Raw genomic sequence first — 15198 nt, forward strand, 5'->3', positions numbered from 1 at the left:
TGTAGAATAGTCAGGCGGGTGATGTCAGAGCTGTTCGCTCCGGTTGATGTGGCTACCCGCACGGCATCCGACGGTGGGCTCGTCATTGCCTCCGGGCAACGGCTGGCGCCCCACCCGAGCAGCGTTCTCGACTCGTTCTTTCAGGGTTGCGATGCGCACCCCGACCGGGTGCTGGCCGCCGAGCGACGCGACGGCTCCTGGGCGACGTGCACGTGGGGGCACGCCGGGGTTCGGGTAAAGCGCCTCGCGCAAGGGCTCCTGGACCATCACGTCGCCGGCCATCCAGTGATGATCCTGTCGCACAACAGCATTGCTCATCTGCTCGTCACGCTCGCGGCGTATGCGATCGGAAGCCCGGTGGTTCCGGTCAGCGTCGCGTACTCGTTGCTCAGCAAGGAGCACCGCGAGTTGCGCGCGATCGCACAAATCGTCGAGCCCGCCGCGGTCTTCGCCGAGAACGCTACCTACGCCGCGGCGGTCGAGGCGCTCGGCGCGGTGAACCTGACCGTCAGCGCGGACAGCACCGGAACGGACTTGACGCCGCTGGCGCGGCTCGAGGCAGAACCCACGCACGCGATCGCTGAACGGATCGGCCAGATCGATGCGAACTCGATCGCCAAGATCATGTTCACGTCGGGATCGACAGGCAGGCCGAAGGGGGTGGTCAACCACCACGGCATGCTGGCGGCGAATCAACAACAGATGCGACAGGTTTGGCCGTTTCTGGCCGACGAGCCACCCATCCTCGCGGATTGGCTGCCGTGGAGCCACACCTTCGGCGGCAACCACAACGTCAACATGGTCTTGGTCAACGGGGGCAGCCTGTGGATCGACGACGGCAAACCGACGCCTCAGATGATCGAACGGACGGTCCGCAACGTCGCCGACGTCAGGCCGTCCATCCACTTCAACGTGCCCGGGGCTACGCCGCGCTGGTGCCGATTCTCGAGCGTGACGCCGACTTCGCCAGCCGCTTCCTGTCGAGGCTGCGGCTGGCGTTCTTCGCCTCTTCCGGTCTGCCGCAGCAACTGTGGGACCGTCTCCAGGCGCTGGCTGCCCTGCACGGGTCCGAGATGCGGATAACCACCTCGTGGGGGATGACCGAGACAGCACCCGCAGCGACGACAGCGCACTTCGCGCTGTCGCGCAGCGACTCGATCGGCGTGCCCCTACCGGGTGTCGAGTTGAAGCTGGTGCGCCGTGAAGGAAAGCAGGAGTTGTTCGTCCGCGGGCCGAACGTCACGACCGGCTTCTACAAGCGGCCCGACCTCGACCGGGAAACGTTCGACACCGAGGGATTCCTCGGCACCGGTGACGCGGTGCGCCTGGTCGACCCCGCCGATCCCGGCGAAGGGCTGCTGTTCGACGGCCGGATAGCCGAAGACTTCAAGTTGGCCAGTGGAACCTTCGTCAGCGTAGGCACGCTGCGGACAAAGCTCATCTCGATGTCCCACGGGGTGATCCAGGACGCGGTGATATGTGGCCACGGCGGTGATTTCGTCAGTGCATTGGTGTGGGTGCATCCCGATTACGCGCACCAAATCGCAGACGACGGAACACCGGACGACGGCCTGCACAAGGATCTGGCCGCCGGCTTGAACCGGCTGGCCGACCTCGGTGGGGGTGCCACTCAGCGAGTGGAGCGACTCCTGATCCTCACCGACCCGGCCCGCCTGGACGCGGGGGAGATCACCGACAAGGGATATATCAACCAGCGAGCGGTACGCGAAAAGCGGGCCGACCTGGTTGCCGAGCTGACCGGGGTCGCACCGTCGGCTCGCACCGTCACCCGGTCATGACATCGACTGCGTCTCCAGCTCCGTCCAGTACCTCTGGGCCGAGCCGTGCCACTCGTCGTGACGTCGATGAAACAGCGCTGCGGCCGCCGGACCCGGCCAGTCGTGATCGAGTAGCTCGCGGGGCAGGGCAGGATCCAGGAACGGGAAGCGCCGCCACGCATGAACCAACCGCACCTGCGCCTGAAACGCCTTGATCGGTGTGCCGGCGCGCAGCTTGCCGAAGGTATTGAGAAAGTCCGCGTAGCACTTTTCGACCTCGGCCAGGTTCCACGCGTCGGCAATCAACGACTCGGTCTTGCCGATGGCGGCGAGCCTTCCGGTCCAGGCGAATGCCCGCCCCTCGAGACCGAGTTCGTCGATGATCGCCGCGACTTCGCCGACCTTGCTGACGTCGGGAAGAATCCAGATCCCCGGGCTGGGGGAACCCATTCCCAGCCAGGTGAGCCGCGTGCGCAGCCGGTGGCGCAGTTGCCGCTGCGTCTCCGGGATGCCGACGGAGAGGACGAGCCATTCGCCGTCCCACGCGGGCGTGTCTCGCAGAAAGCCGTAGATGCGTCGAGCGCCTTCGGTCAGCAGGCGAGTGCCGTCCTGCGTGATGTGCCACGACACCCGGCGGCCCGACTTCTCGGACTCCAGCACTCCGTGTGCGGCCGACCGTGCGATCGCCTGCCGGGCGGCCTTCTCCTCGACGCCCAGGACACCCAGGGCCGACACCAGGGTCGCCGTCCACACCGGCACTCCACGCGGGTGCACGAACTCGCCCAGGATCGTGAGCAGCAGGCTTCGCGCGCTCGATCCCACTTCCCGGCGCTGTGCCGCGGGGCGCGAAGCGTTGTCCCCAGCGAGGTTATCGGCCGTGGTCATGGGCCCATCCTCTCATGCGACGAGCCGCAGGCCCTGAGGTAGATCGCGGCGCGAACGCGGGCCCGCACCAAAAGAATCGTGCTACAGACATATACAGTTACGTCTGAAATATGTAGAGTATTGTCTGTCCGATCGGCCGGCTCTGGAGGGCTGCCTGCTCATGATCAACACGCTGCCGAGCTACGTTTGCGGACACTGGCGGTCCGCCACCGGTGACACCAGCATCGTGCGGGATGCCGCGACAGGGGACGTCATTACCCGGGTATCCGCCGAACCCCTGGACTACGACGGCATTCTCGACTACGCACGCAACGTCGGCGGGTCGGCGTTGCGCCCGCTGACCTTCGTAGAGCGCGCGAGCATGCTCAAGGCTCTCGCCGCCCATCTGTCGGCGAAAATCGATGACTTCACCGAGGTTTCGCTGCGAACGGGTGCGACGAGACGCGACTCCGCGGTCGATATCGACGGCGGTGTCGGCGTGTTGTTCGTCTACGCGAGTAAAGGTCTCAAAGAGCTTCCAGACGAGCACGTCCTCTGTGACGGCGAATTCGAATTCGTCGGAAAATCCGACAGCTTCGGTGTCCAACACATCATGACCCCGTTGCTCGGGGCGTCGGTGCAGATCAACGCGTTCAACTTCCCCGTATGGGGCTTCCTCGAGAAGTTCGCGCCAGCCTTTCTCGCCGGGGTGCCCAGCGTGGTCAAACCCGCCAGGCAGACCGCCTACCTCACCGAGATGGTGGTGCGCGAAATCGTTGCATCCGAATTGGTTCCGGAAGGCGCGCTGCAGCTCGTGTGCGCCGCACCCGATGGCTTGCTCGACTCGTTGACCGGACAGGACGTGCTCGGCGTGACCGGTTCACACGCGACGGCGACGGCCCTGCGCAATCATCCATCGGTCATCGGCCGCGGCGTGCGATTCTCCGCCGAGGCCGACTCCCTCAACAGCAGCGTTCTCGGCGCGGATGTGTCGGTGAACAGCCCAGAGTTCGACATCTTCGTCCGAGCGCTGGTCAAGGAAATGACCCAGAAGGCGGGCCAGAAGTGCACGGCCATCCGACGCGCATTTGTCCCGCGGGCCCTCATCGACGAGGTGGAACAGGCTGCCACAGGGCGTCTCTCGGCCGCCATTGTCGGCGATCCCCGAGACGGCACCGTGACGATGGGCCCGCTTGTCAGCCAGGGCCAACGCGACGATGTGCGCAGAGCGGTCGCCAAGCTGGCCAACGCCGGACGCCTCGTCTTCGGGTCCATCGATCCGGTGATGGGTCAGTTCTCGTCGACGGCTGATCTGGAGCGCGGCGCCTACCTGGCTCCCGTGCTGCTGCGCTTCGACGACGCCGCGGTGGCCACAGCGCATTCGATCGAAGCGTTCGGGCCGGTGGCGTCGCTGCTGCCCTACGACGACCTCGGCGATGCGATCTCGAATGTGGCGCGTGGCGAGGGCAGCCTTGTCGCATCCGTCGTGACGGCGGACGCCGACATCGCAAGCGCCGCGGTAGCCGGGCTGGCCCCGTGGCACGGCCGGCTGCTGGTGGTGAACCGGGACAACGCCGTTGACAGCACCGGACACGGCGCGGCCATCCCGCATGCCGTGCACGGCGGGCCGGGCCGGGCCGGTGGCGGTGAGGAACTCGGGGGCCTACGCAGCCTCCCACGTTACCTGCAGCGGACCGCCGTCCAAACCGGTCCGGGGTTCGTCGACCGGATCTGGAGACGTTGATGCCCAGCAACGCTGGCCTGGCAGAGGGAGCGGAACATGGACGAGTTGACGCTTGACCACGCAATCGCGGTCACGACAAAGGTGCTCGAAGCGGCCGAAAAGACAAGCGCCACAGTCGCTGTCGTGGTCGTCGACGCCACTGCGAACCCGGTTGTGAGCGTCAGGCCACCCGGGGTCGCAGCGCTGGTGGAATCGGCGGCCCGGCGCAAGGCGGCGGCGGCCGCATTCGGTGCCCCGACGGACACGCTGGCCGAAATGTTCGGGGGTGATCCGCTTCTTGCCGGCGTCTTCGCGGGGTCTCCCGACGTGCTGGTGCTGCCCGGTGGCTTTCCCCTCGCCGGCGCAAACGGGATATGTGGTGCGGTCGGCATCGCCGGTGGCCACTACTCGGCGGACCAGGCCATCGGCGAGGACGCCCTCGGCGATCTCAGAGCTACTACATAAGACAAACGAATCACAAAACACCTGTAGTATATTGTGACCCGATCGAGGGAGGACGTCGTGACGACCGATCAGCCGCCGACAGGCGCAGCACCGCTCCCGGCGGAGCCGCTGAGCAGAATCGACTACAGCCAACGGATTCCGAACAATGTGAACCTGTCGGAGGACCGTCGGCTACAGCGGGCATTGGAAGGATGGCAGCCCAAGTTTCTGGACTGGTGGCAGTCGCTCGGGCCGGAACTCCCGACCAAGGATGTCTACCTGCGCACCGCGGTCGCGGTCGGGCGGGACGGCTGGGCGCACTTCGACCACGTGCCGATGGAGCAGTACCGCTGGGGCATCTTCCTCGCCGAACGCGACGGTGACCGCAAAATCGGATTCGGTAAGCACAAGGGCGAGGCGGCCTGGCAGGAAGTGCCCGGCGAGTACCGCGCCGAGCTGATGCGCCTGATCATCGTGCAAGGTGACACCGAGCCGGCATCGGTCGAGCAGCAGCGCATCCTCGGCCGATGCGCACCCAGCATCTACGATCTGCGAAACCTGTTCCAGGTCAACGTCGAAGAGGGCCGCCACCTCTGGGCGATGGTGTATCTGCTGCACGCGTATTTCGGCCGGGACGGCAGGCACGAAGCCGAACAGCTTCTCAAGCGGCACTCCGGTGATGTGAACACGCCGCGAATCCTCGGGGCGTTCAACGAGAAGACCACGGACTGGCTGCAGTTCTTCATGTTCACCTACTTCACCGACCGCGACGGCAAATATCAGCTCGGGACGCTCAAGGAATCAGCGTTCGATCCCCTGGCACGAACCTGCGAGTTCATGCTCAAGGAGGAAGCCCACCACATGTTCGTGGGGACCACCGGGGTGCAACGCACGGTCGAGCGCGCCGCGGAGTTGATGGCGGCGCACGACACCGAAGACATCTTCGAACACGGTGGCATTCCGGTCTCCGTCATCCAGAAGTACCTGAACGCCCAATTCTCGGTATCGCTGGACCTTTTCGGATCCGAACAGTCCAGCAACGCCGCCGCCTACTACACCGGCGGGCTCAAGGGACGCTGGCAGGAAGGTCGCCGCAAAGACGACCACCTCCTCGCGGACGCCACCTACCCGGTACGAACGGTGACCGACGGCCGCATCGTCGAGGAACCGGTGCCCTATCTCACGGCGCTCAACCTCGACCTTCGCGACGAGTACGTCGCCGACTGCCGAAACGGCGTCCGGCGATGGAACCAGGCGCTGGAGAACGCGGGCCTCGACGCGCGGCTGGTGCTCCCACACGAGGGCTTCAACCGCAGAATCGGCAATTACGCCGGTCACTACGTCTCCCCGGAGGGCCAGGTGTTGACCGAGGCGGAGTGGCATCGCCGGGCCGACGACTGGCTTCCGACCGACGAGGACCGGGCACGGGTCGCCGCCCTGATGGTGCCGCACTACAGACCCGGCGAGTTCGCCGGATGGATCGCGCCGCCGAAGACCGGAATCAACGATCAGCCGGTCGAATTCGACTACGTCCATCTTCGTGAAGAAGCCCTGGCTTGAGGAGAAAGTGATGACCGCTGCCACAACGGCACCGTCGACCGCGGCTGATAGGCCGGCCGTCTCGTTTTCGACCGAACCATCTCGGTACCGACACTGGCGGTTGGAGATCGACGGACCGGTCGCGACGCTCACGCTCGACGTCGACCCGCACGGCGGGCTCGTCGGTGGCTACGAGCTGAAGATGAACTCGTACGACCTGGGCGTGGACATCGAACTGTACGACGCGGTCCAGCGGCTGAGGTTCGAGCATCCGGAGGTCAAATCCGTCGTCGTGACCGGTGGAATGGACCGGATGTTCTGCGCGGGAGCCAACATCCGGATGCTCGCGCAGTCGCCCCACACGTGGAAGGTGAACTTCTGCAAGTTCACCAACGAGACCCGCAACGGGATCGAGGACGCATCCGAGTGCTCGGGCCAGACGTACATCGCTGCGCTAAACGGCACCGCGGCGGGCGGTGGTTACGAGTTGGCGCTGGCCTGCGAGCAGATCGTCCTGGTCGACGACGGGTCGTCCGCGGTGTCGCTGCCCGAGGTTCCGCTGCTCGGTGTCCTTCCCGGCACCGGCGGATTGACCCGCGTCGTCGAGAAACGCAAGGTACGTAAGGACCGAGCCGACGCGTTCGCGACGAAATCCGAAGGGGTTCGGGGGGATACCGCGGTCGAGTGGTGCCTGATCGACGAGACGGTCGCCCCTGCGCAGTTCGACGCGCGGGTTCGTGCGCTGGCCGAGCAGGCTGCCCAACGGTCATCTCGCCCCGACGCCGCCACAGGCATCACCCTGACCGCCTTACCGCGGCTGATCACCGACGATGCGATCGTGTACCGCCACGTTCGGGCGACGCTGGACCGGGCGGACCGGCGCGTCGAGATCGTGGTGTCAGCGCCGGATTCAGCGCCACCACCCGACGCGGCCGGAGTCCTGTCCCAAGGTGAGAACTACTACCCGATGGCACTCACCCGCGAGCTGGACGACCTGATTCTGCACCTGCGGACCAACGAGATCGACTTGGGGACATGGGTGTTCCGGGTGGTCGGCTCTCATAACACCGTTCGAAAGTATGACCGGCAGCTTCGCGAGCTCGCCGACGACTGGTTCGTCAACGAGGTGATCCACTACTACAAGCGCACGCTCAAGCGGCTGGACGTGACGAGCCGCAGCATCTTCGCGGTGATCGAGCCCGACAGCGCATACCTCGGCTTCCTGCTGGAGCTGGCACTGGCGAGCGATCGCCAGTACATGCTCGAGGGAATCTACGAGGATGTCGATCCCAGCGCGGCACCGGCCGCGCTCGAGGTGACCGCGTCGAACTTCGGCCCGTACCCGATGGCCAACGGGCTGACACGGCTGCAGTCACGCTTCTACGGCGATCCCGAAGCCCTCGCCGCCGTCGCGGACCGCAAGGACGAACCCTTGCTCGCCGAGGACGCAGGTTCGCTCGGCTTGGTCACCTCGGTTCTCGATGACATCGATTTCGCCGAGGAACTGCGCATCGTGCTCGAGGAGCGGGCCGCGCTTTCGCCGGACGCGTTGACCGGCATGGAAGCCAATCATCGGTTCGTCGGCCCGGAGACCCAGGAGTCGAAGATCTTCGGACGCCTCAGCGCCTGGCAGAACTGGATCTTCGTGCGGCCCAACGCCGCAGGCCCCGAGGGCGCGCTGAGGCGCTACGGCACCGGCGCGCGCGCGAGCTTTGACGTCGGGCGGGTATGACCGCCATGGACGTCGATTTCTTCAACGCCGCCGACTTCCTGGTGCACCGGCGGGTACGCGAGGGAATCGGTGGCAAGGTCGCGCTGATCGGCTCGCGCACCCGCACGTATGAACAGCTCTCAGATGACGTGGCGCGGCTCGCCGGGGGGCTGCGGGCACTCGGGCTGCAACCGGGCGACCGGGTCGCGATGGTGATGAGCGACGACGTCGAGCTGGCCGCGACGATCCTGGCCGCCTTCCACGCCGGGCTGATCGCGGTGCCGATGTCGACGATGCTGACCAGCGGGGAACTCGGGCAGATCATTCAAGACTCGGGCGCACGGATGGTCGTGGCCACCGAGGAACATGTCGACACGGTGTTGTCCGGCATCGAATCCGGCGGTGTGGTCGGCCATCTCGTCATCGCCGGCGACCAGGTGCCACCCGCCACCGTCCGCGCCGACCTGCGCGTGCACCGCTGGGCAGACCTGTTCGGCGACCCGCAGACACCCGCGGTGACCGACGACGATTCCAGTGCGCTGTGGCTCTACACCTCGGGCACCACCGGTAAACCGAAGGCGGCGATGCACAGGCACGCCAACATCCGCCACGTGTATGACACCTACGGGCGGCGAACCCTGGGTGTCCGGCGCGAGGACCGGTGCCTGTCGGTGGCGAAGATGTTCTTCGCGTACGGGATCGGAAACAGCCTGTTCTTTCCGCTCGCGGCGGGCGGCACCACGATCTTGCAGCCACTGCGCCCGACACCGGACTCGATGTGCGAGCGGTTGACGGCGACCGCGCCCAGCCTGTTCTTCGCGGTGCCCACGTTCTACTCCAGCCTGGCGCAGTCCGCGCTGCCCGATGACGCTTTCGAATCGGTGCGCCTGTGTGTTTCGGCGGGCGAGGTGCTGCCGGTGGCCGTGCACAGTCAATTCAAGGACCGGTTCGGCGTCGACATCCTCGACGGCATCGGCTCCACCGAAGCGCTGCACATCTTCTTGTCCAACCGGCCCGACGACATTCGGCCGGGCACCACCGGAAAACCGGTTTTCGGCTATCAAATCGAGGTCCGCAACGGCGAAGGAAGCGCGGTCACGCCCGGGGTACCCGGTGACCTGTACGTCTGCGGCGAGTCGATCGCCGCCGGCTACTGGCAACGGCCCGAGGCCAATCAAGCCGTCTTCCAAGGCGGATGGCTTCGAACGGGGGACACGTATGTCGTCGACGAGTCCGGCTACTACCACTGCCTGGGCCGCTCCAACGACCTGCTGAAGGCCGGTGGAATCTGGGTGTCCCCGACTGAAGTCGAGGGCCGCCTGCTGGCGCACCCGGCGGTCGCCGAAGCCGCGGTCGTGGGCGCCCCCGGCGGCGACGGCATCGAGAAGCCGGTGGCACTGGTTGTCCGCAGCCCCGGCCACGAGGTCGGCGCGGGCGAACTGATCGACTGGTGCCGCGCGGATCTCGCCGCCTTCAAGGCGCCGAGAGTCGTCGAATTCGTCACCGAGTTGCCCAAGACCGCGACGGGCAAGCTGCAGCGCTACCGCGTGCGGGAGATGCTGGCCGAGATCATGGCGCCGCGGGTTGCACAGTGAGGAACCTCGTCGTCGACCTGCTCATCGTCGGCGCCGGCCCGGTGGGTCTGTACGGTGCCTACTACGCCGGCGTCCGTGGGCTTCGCACCGCCGTCATCGACTCGTCGACCGAACTCGGCGGGCAGATCACCGCGATGTACCCGGAGAAGCTGATCTTTGACGTCGCAGGCTTTCCCGCCGTCAGGGGCCGCGAACTCGTCGCGGCTTTGGTCGAGCAAGCCGCCACCGCCGATGCCACCTACCTGTTGGGTCAGGAAGCCCGAGAGGTCACCACCGATCCCGACGGCAGGCACCTCGTCACGACCAGCGCCGGAGATGAGATCCGTTGCGGGGCCGTGGTGATCACCGCAGGCATCGGGGCGTTCGCGCCGCGGAAGCTGCCTGTGGGGGAGGACTACCTCGGCAGCGGGCTGGCCTACTTCGTGCCCGACCCGGCGCCGTACGGAGACGCCGACGTGGTCATCGTCGGCGGCGGTGACTCCGCGCTCGACTGGGCGCTGATGCTCGAGCAGGTCGCCGCGTCGGTCACCGTCGTGCACCGGCGCAACACCTTCCGCGCGCACGCGGCCACCGTGACGCAGGTCGAGAAATCGAGGGTGAACCTGGTTCGGGATGCCGAGGTCCGCTCGATCGGAGGCAACGGCGCAATCACCGATGTGGACGTTGCCATCAAAGGGGACAGCGATATCCGTCGGCTGCCCTGCCAGCGGGTGGTCGCCGCGCTCGGGTTCATCGCCAACATCGGGCCGTTGCGGAACTGGGGACTGACGCTGCGGGACAACCGGCACATCGTCGTGGACTGCGCGATGCGTACCGGGCGCCCCGGCATCTACGCCGCCGGCGACATCGTCGACTACGACGGCAAAGTCAGGCTCATCTCCTGTGGGTTCGGCGAGGTGGCCACGGCGGTGAACAACGCCGCCGTACACATCCACCCCGACGCGCAGCTCTTCCCCGGACACTCCACCGACGATCCGGACGGCAGGCCATGCCGTACGTGATCGGCAGTCCCTGCATCGATGTGATGGACCGCTCCTGCATCGAGGAGTGCCCGGTGGACTGCATCTACGAAGGGGAGCGCAAGCTCTACATCAACCCCACCGAGTGCATCGACTGCGGGGCCTGCGAACCGGTCTGTCCGGTCGAGGCCATCAGCCAGGACCGGCGGATGCCAGAGGAGGACGCCGAGTTCGTCGAGGACAACCAGCGATTCTTCACCGCGGTGCTGCCCGGCCGTGACGAACCCATCGGCTCGCCGGGTGGCGCCAGCCAGCTCGGACCCGTCGGCGTGGACACCGCACTCGTCGCGCAGCGACGGCCGTCACTCGCCTGACTGACCTGCTCAACTCTTGACAGCGATCCGTTCGCCACTTTATTGTCAGACAATCTCGTTATATAAGGCAATATTGTCAGACAATCCTGGGGAGTGAGCTCGGGCCAATGGGAATATTCCGCGCCGGCGGCCTGATCGAACAGCTCAGGGCGGAGGGGCTGATCGTGTCGTGAGCGCCCCGCAGGCCCTGCGCAACCTCCTCGATGAGGGCGCCGTCCTTGCCGGCTCCTGCTACGACGGGCTGTCGGCTGCGGTGCTGTGCGAGGCGGCACGAGCCGTGCTGGCCAGCCGAAGCGACGAGCCGCTGCAGGGCCTCGGGTTGTCACCGATGGCCTTGTTCGAGCTCGTCGGCATCAGAGAGTGGGATGCGTTCCAGTCGGTGTTGACCGCCGATGCCCGAAAGCCGGTGTGACGCGGCGGGCTAGACGACGCGCTTGCCGCGGCGCGCGCGCATCCGCATGTCCCACAGATACAGCTGGTAGCCCAGCAGCCACACCTCGCGCGGCACCACACGATCGGTGATGCGCAGCACGGTCAGCAGCCGATCGAAGAGCCGCTGGTGGCTCGCGGTCCAGCGCAGCTTCATGTGCTCGCGAAACTCCGGGGGCAGAAAGCCCGTCGTCGCGAACAGGTTGAACCGGCCCGCGAGCAACCGCAACGGCGCAGGCAGCATCGCCATCGCGGCGACACCGTGCAGGTGTGCGCGCACCGGCTCGTCGATGCGCAACTCGTCCAGCGACCGCTTCCAGTACTCCTCGAACGCGGCCCGGTCAGGCGGCCACATATCCGCGCGGACCTGCAGGGTGGTGCCGAGTTTTCGGGCGTCCCGGTAGATCGCGTCGGCCGCCTCGTCGTCGAGGGGGCCGTACAGGAACTCGTGTTGATCGACGTAGTAGCGATACAGGCAGGCGGCGACCCACAGCTGCAGCCGCGGGTCGAACGCCTTGTAGGACACCGGGCTTGAGTCGGTGGACCGAACCATCGCGTGTACCCGGTCGACTTCGCGGCGGATCAGCTCGCGGTCGGCCTGCGTCCCCATCGTCGCGACGGCCAGGTATGTGCCGGTGGTGCGGGCGCGTTTGAACGGGCGCTTGTAGACGTTGCCGGAGTCCACCGGGCTCTCCAACACGCCGTAGCCCACTCCGGGCAACGCCAACTGCATGATCACGTTGGCCGCGGGCAGCAACGCCGCCGCGGGGTTGATCAGATCGATGACCCGGCGCGGTTGCCGCGGTGGCCCCAGCTTCATGACTTCGAGTAGACCATTTTGTGAGACGCTCCCGAAGTGTTTGCGTCGACAACGTGCGCGCGCGCCGGGGGGCTCGCGGCAGGCTGCGTCGCCGACGCGGTGCTGGGGGATCCGCGTCGTGGGCATCCGGTGGCGGTGTTCGGCCGCGGTGCGGCGGCCTTGGAGCGCCTGACATACGCCGACTCGCGCGCCGCGGGCGCACTGCACACCGGTGTGCTGCTGGCCGGTCTCGGCGTGGTGGGCCTGGCCGCGGACCGCGCCGGTGCGCGCCGCGGCCCGATCGCCCGCGCGGTGGTGACGGCGTGCGCGACGTTCGTCGCGCTCGGGGGCACGTCGCTGGGCAGAACCGGCGCCTTGATGGCCGACCATCTGAGCGCCGGCAACCTGGACGCGGCCCGGCGCCTGCTGCCGTCGCTGTGCGGACGCGATCCCGCGGTGCTCGACGCAGCCGGGCTGACCAGGGCCGCCGTGGAGTCGGTCGCCGAGAACACCTCCGACGCACAGGTGGCGCCGCTGTGGTGGGCCGCGGCTGGCGGGGTGCCCGCGGTGCTGGCCTACCGCGGGGTCAACACGCTCGACGCGATGATCGGCAACCGGTCTGTGCGATACGCCCGATTCGGTTGGGCGGCAGCGCGGTTCGACGACATCGCCAACTATCTTCCGGCGCGTGCGACGGCGATGCTGGTGGCGGTGTGCGCACCGCTGGTCGGGGGATCACCGGCCGCCGCGTTGTGTGCCTGGCGGCGCGACGCGGCCCGCCATCCCAGCCCGAACGCGGGCGTGGTCGAGGCGGCCTTCGCCGGTGCGCTCGGCGTCCGGTTGGGCGGACCCACCCAGTACGCGCATCAACTCGAGATCCGGCCGACGCTCGGGGAGGGCCCGCCACCGCAGGTTCACGACCTCGTGCGGGCGGTGCGGCTGTCGCGGGCCGTGCAGGTGGTCGCCGCGGTCGTCGCGTGCGGTTTCAGCGCCGTCGGCCGTAACGGTCGGCGAGCTTGTCCTCGGTGCTGACGGGCGCATCCGGGGCGGCGGCCGCGGCGTCCTGCGCGGCCTTCTCCCGGCGACGTTGACGTAGCTCGGCGTACACGAAATACCCGAGGCCCAGCGGGGCGATGATGCCGAAGGTGATCCACTGGATGCCGTAGGACAGAAACGGCCCGGCATCCAGATGGGGTAGGGCGAGTTCACCCAACCCGCCGGGCTGATCGCCGGTGAGCTGCAGGTACGAGCCCGCCAGCGGGACGCCGGTGAGCTGCGAGATCTGCTCGATGTTGATCGAGTACACCTGCTCCGTCCCGTCCTGTCGCATGGGCTCCTTGCCGCGTGCCAGGCCCTCCGAGTCGCGCAACCGGGCCACGATCGTCACCTCGCCGTCGGGGACTGCCGCGATCTCCGGTACCCGCGACCCGTCGACGGGGCGCACGTAGCCCCGGTTGACCAGCACGGTCGGACCGTCGTCGACCGCGAACGGCACCAACACCTCGAACGCCGGTTCACCTTCGACCACCCGCAGCCGCGCCAGCACCTGACCTTCGGGCAGATAGTGTCCGGTGGCCGTGACGAGCCGCCACTGCGCCTCGGGCGCCGCCGAATCCTGCTTCGGCAGCACCGATGTCACCGGCACGGGGTCGGCCTGCAACGACTGCGCGATCTGGGCGTTCTCGCGTGAGGTCTTGGTGTTCTTCCCGAGCTGCCACGGCGCGAGCACCGTGAAGCACAGGTAGGTGAATGCCAGCACCACGACGAACAGGGCCAGCCACGACGGCCGCAGCAGAAACGCCCAACGTCGCATCAGCTCGCGATCCCCCTGGCGGTCAGTTGTTCGTCCACCCACGCGTGCAGGCCGGGCAGGGCCGTCTCGATGACCCGGAGCACCTCTTCGAAGTCGTCGTGATCGCCGTAGTAGGGATCTTCCACGTCGAGTGCGTGCGCGCCCGACCGCGGATCGAACGACCGCAGCATCCGGATCCGTTCGTGGGGCACTCCGAGTTCGCGCAGGATCCGGACGTGGTTGCGCCCCAGCGCGACGACCAGATCAGCCGACATGTGAAAGTCGTCGACCTGAGCGGCGCGGTGCGCGGTGGGGTAGCCGTGCGCGCGCAACACGTGGGTGGCCCGCCGGTCCGCGGGCGCACCGGCATGCCAGCCGCCGGTTCCCGCGCTGGTCACCCGGACCGCTTCGGCAAGGCCACGTTCGCTCATCTGGTGGGCGAACATCTTCTCCGCCATCGGTGACCGGCAGATGTTGCCGGAACAGATGAACGTCACGTGCAGCAGGTCAGACACCGAGCACCTCACGCAGCTCTTCGACGGTGGCCACGTGGGCCAGCACGGCCGGGCTGTCGGGATCGTCGAAGTCGCCCCGTCCGTAACCCCATCCGACCACGACGGTGTCGATGCCGTGCGCGGCGGCGCCCTCCACGTCGTGGGAGCGGTCGCCGACCATCAGGACGCGTTCGGGCAGCGGCGCCAACTGCGTCACCGCATGCGCGACCACATCGGCTTTCAGGGCCCGTGAGCCGTCGACGCTGGCGCCGGCGATCACCTCGAAGTGATCGTCGAGGCCGAAATGGGCCAGGATGCGCTGCGCCGTCGGCTCGGCCTTGGAGGTCGCCACCGCCAGCCGCACCCCGGCGGCCCGCAGGTCGGCCAGCAGCGCGGCGATGCCGTCGAACACCCGGTTCATCGCCCAGCCGCGGGCCCGGTAGTCGGACCGGTAGGCGGCGATCGCGGCGTCGGTGCGCTCGCCCAGCCCCATCTCCTGCAGCGTGTGATGCATCGGCGCGCCGACCACCATGCCGGCCAGGTCGCCGTCGGGCACATCGGCGCCCACCGAGCTCAGCGCGTGGCGAAAGCTCGAGACGATGCCCTGAGCCGAATCGGTCAGGGTGCCATCCAGGTCGAAGATCACCAGGTGCGGGCGGGTCCCCGCAGCGGTGCGGGCCAACATGTCGGTCACGCC

The 15198-nt window shown here is 67.4% G+C and carries 16 protein-coding genes; 11 read left to right on the plus strand and 5 right to left on the minus strand.

What is annotated here, in order from left to right; all coding sequences use genetic code 11:
* Positions 1-21: 21 nt before the first annotated feature.
* Together G6N28_RS27350 and G6N28_RS27355 are read left to right on the plus strand one after the other, a co-directional pair.
* Positions 22-1083 (plus strand): AMP-binding protein, encoded by a 1062-nt coding sequence (locus tag G6N28_RS27350; protein WP_163903778.1) that lies wholly within the window; start codon positions 22-24, stop codon positions 1081-1083.
* The gene (locus G6N28_RS27355) at positions 1017-1799 is read left to right on the plus strand and encodes an AMP-binding protein (protein WP_264073062.1); all 783 of its coding nucleotides are present in this window, start codon (positions 1017-1019) and stop codon (positions 1797-1799) included. Before G6N28_RS27350 ends, G6N28_RS27355 begins: the two co-directional genes overlap by 67 nt.
* Here the strand turns inward: G6N28_RS27355 and G6N28_RS21420 are convergent.
* The gene (locus G6N28_RS21420) at positions 1794-2663 is read right to left on the minus strand and encodes a PaaX family transcriptional regulator (protein WP_163903782.1); all 870 of its coding nucleotides are present in this window, start codon (positions 2661-2663) and stop codon (positions 1794-1796) included. The two genes, G6N28_RS27355 and G6N28_RS21420, sit on opposite strands and share 6 nt — an antisense overlap.
* Before the next feature lie 160 nt (positions 2664-2823).
* On the opposite strand from G6N28_RS21420, the gene paaZ reads away from it, so the two are divergent.
* From paaZ to G6N28_RS21460, 8 genes are all read left to right on the plus strand, one after another.
* A complete protein-coding gene (paaZ, locus tag G6N28_RS21425) occupies positions 2824-4386 on the plus strand; it encodes a phenylacetic acid degradation bifunctional protein PaaZ (protein WP_163903784.1) in 1563 nt (520 codons plus the stop codon).
* A gap of 36 nt (positions 4387-4422) precedes the next feature.
* Positions 4423-4830: a heme-binding protein gene (locus tag G6N28_RS21430; RefSeq protein WP_163903786.1), complete on the plus strand. Its 408-nt coding sequence runs from the start codon at positions 4423-4425 to the stop codon at positions 4828-4830.
* A 57-nt stretch (positions 4831-4887) separates the two neighbouring features.
* Positions 4888-6369: a benzoyl-CoA 2,3-epoxidase subunit BoxB gene (gene boxB, locus G6N28_RS21435; protein WP_220097465.1), complete on the plus strand. Its 1482-nt coding sequence runs from the start codon at positions 4888-4890 to the stop codon at positions 6367-6369.
* A 10-nt stretch (positions 6370-6379) separates the two neighbouring features.
* On the plus strand, positions 6380-8080 hold the full coding sequence (gene boxC / locus G6N28_RS21440) for a 2,3-epoxybenzoyl-CoA dihydrolase (protein ID WP_163903788.1): 1701 nt from the start codon (positions 6380-6382) through the stop codon (positions 8078-8080).
* Positions 8077-9654: a benzoate-CoA ligase family protein gene (locus tag G6N28_RS21445; protein ID WP_163903790.1), complete on the plus strand. Its 1578-nt coding sequence runs from the start codon at positions 8077-8079 to the stop codon at positions 9652-9654. The genes boxC and G6N28_RS21445 overlap by 4 nt, the downstream gene beginning before the upstream one ends.
* Positions 9651-10655, plus strand: a complete 1005-nt coding sequence (locus G6N28_RS21450; RefSeq protein ID WP_163903792.1) for an NAD(P)/FAD-dependent oxidoreductase — start codon at positions 9651-9653, stop codon at positions 10653-10655. The genes G6N28_RS21445 and G6N28_RS21450 overlap by 4 nt, the downstream gene beginning before the upstream one ends.
* Positions 10643-10987, plus strand: coding sequence for a ferredoxin (fdxA, locus tag G6N28_RS21455; RefSeq protein ID WP_163903794.1), 345 nt, complete (start codon positions 10643-10645; stop codon positions 10985-10987). Before G6N28_RS21450 ends, fdxA begins: the two co-directional genes overlap by 13 nt.
* Positions 10988-11156: 169 nt before the next feature.
* Positions 11157-11399 (plus strand): hypothetical protein, encoded by a 243-nt coding sequence (locus G6N28_RS21460; protein ID WP_163903796.1) that lies wholly within the window; start codon positions 11157-11159, stop codon positions 11397-11399.
* A 9-nt stretch (positions 11400-11408) separates the two neighbouring features.
* Here the strand turns inward: G6N28_RS21460 and G6N28_RS21465 are convergent, their stop codons facing one another.
* Positions 11409-12236 (minus strand): oxygenase MpaB family protein, encoded by an 828-nt coding sequence (locus G6N28_RS21465; RefSeq protein WP_163903798.1) that lies wholly within the window; start codon positions 12234-12236, stop codon positions 11409-11411.
* Positions 12237-12272: 36 nt separating this feature from the next.
* Here G6N28_RS21465 and G6N28_RS21470 point away from each other — a divergent pair, with 36 nt between their 5' ends.
* Complete coding sequence (locus G6N28_RS21470) at positions 12273-13247, plus strand: cobalamin biosynthesis protein (protein WP_163903801.1); 975 nt, start codon at positions 12273-12275, stop codon at positions 13245-13247.
* On the opposite strand, the gene G6N28_RS21475 is transcribed toward G6N28_RS21470, so the two are convergent.
* From G6N28_RS21475 to G6N28_RS21485, 3 genes are read right to left on the minus strand one after another with little or no spacing between them, the layout of a single operon-like run.
* Entirely contained in the window at positions 13201-14028 is an 828-nt protein-coding gene (locus G6N28_RS21475; RefSeq protein WP_163903803.1) for an SURF1 family cytochrome oxidase biogenesis protein, read from the minus strand. The two genes, G6N28_RS21470 and G6N28_RS21475, sit on opposite strands and share 47 nt — an antisense overlap.
* On the minus strand, positions 14028-14522 hold the full coding sequence (locus tag G6N28_RS21480; protein ID WP_163903805.1) for a low molecular weight protein-tyrosine-phosphatase: 495 nt from the start codon (positions 14520-14522) through the stop codon (positions 14028-14030). The genes G6N28_RS21475 and G6N28_RS21480 overlap by 1 nt, the downstream gene beginning before the upstream one ends.
* Entirely contained in the window at positions 14515-15186 is a 672-nt protein-coding gene (locus G6N28_RS21485) for an HAD-IA family hydrolase (RefSeq protein WP_163906512.1), read from the minus strand. The genes G6N28_RS21480 and G6N28_RS21485 overlap by 8 nt, the downstream gene beginning before the upstream one ends.
* Between the last annotated feature and the right edge of the window lie 12 nt (positions 15187-15198).

Origin of the sequence: Mycolicibacterium pulveris, assembly GCF_010725725.1 — a bacterium.
Lineage (GTDB): Bacteria > Actinomycetota > Actinomycetes > Mycobacteriales > Mycobacteriaceae > Mycobacterium > Mycobacterium pulveris.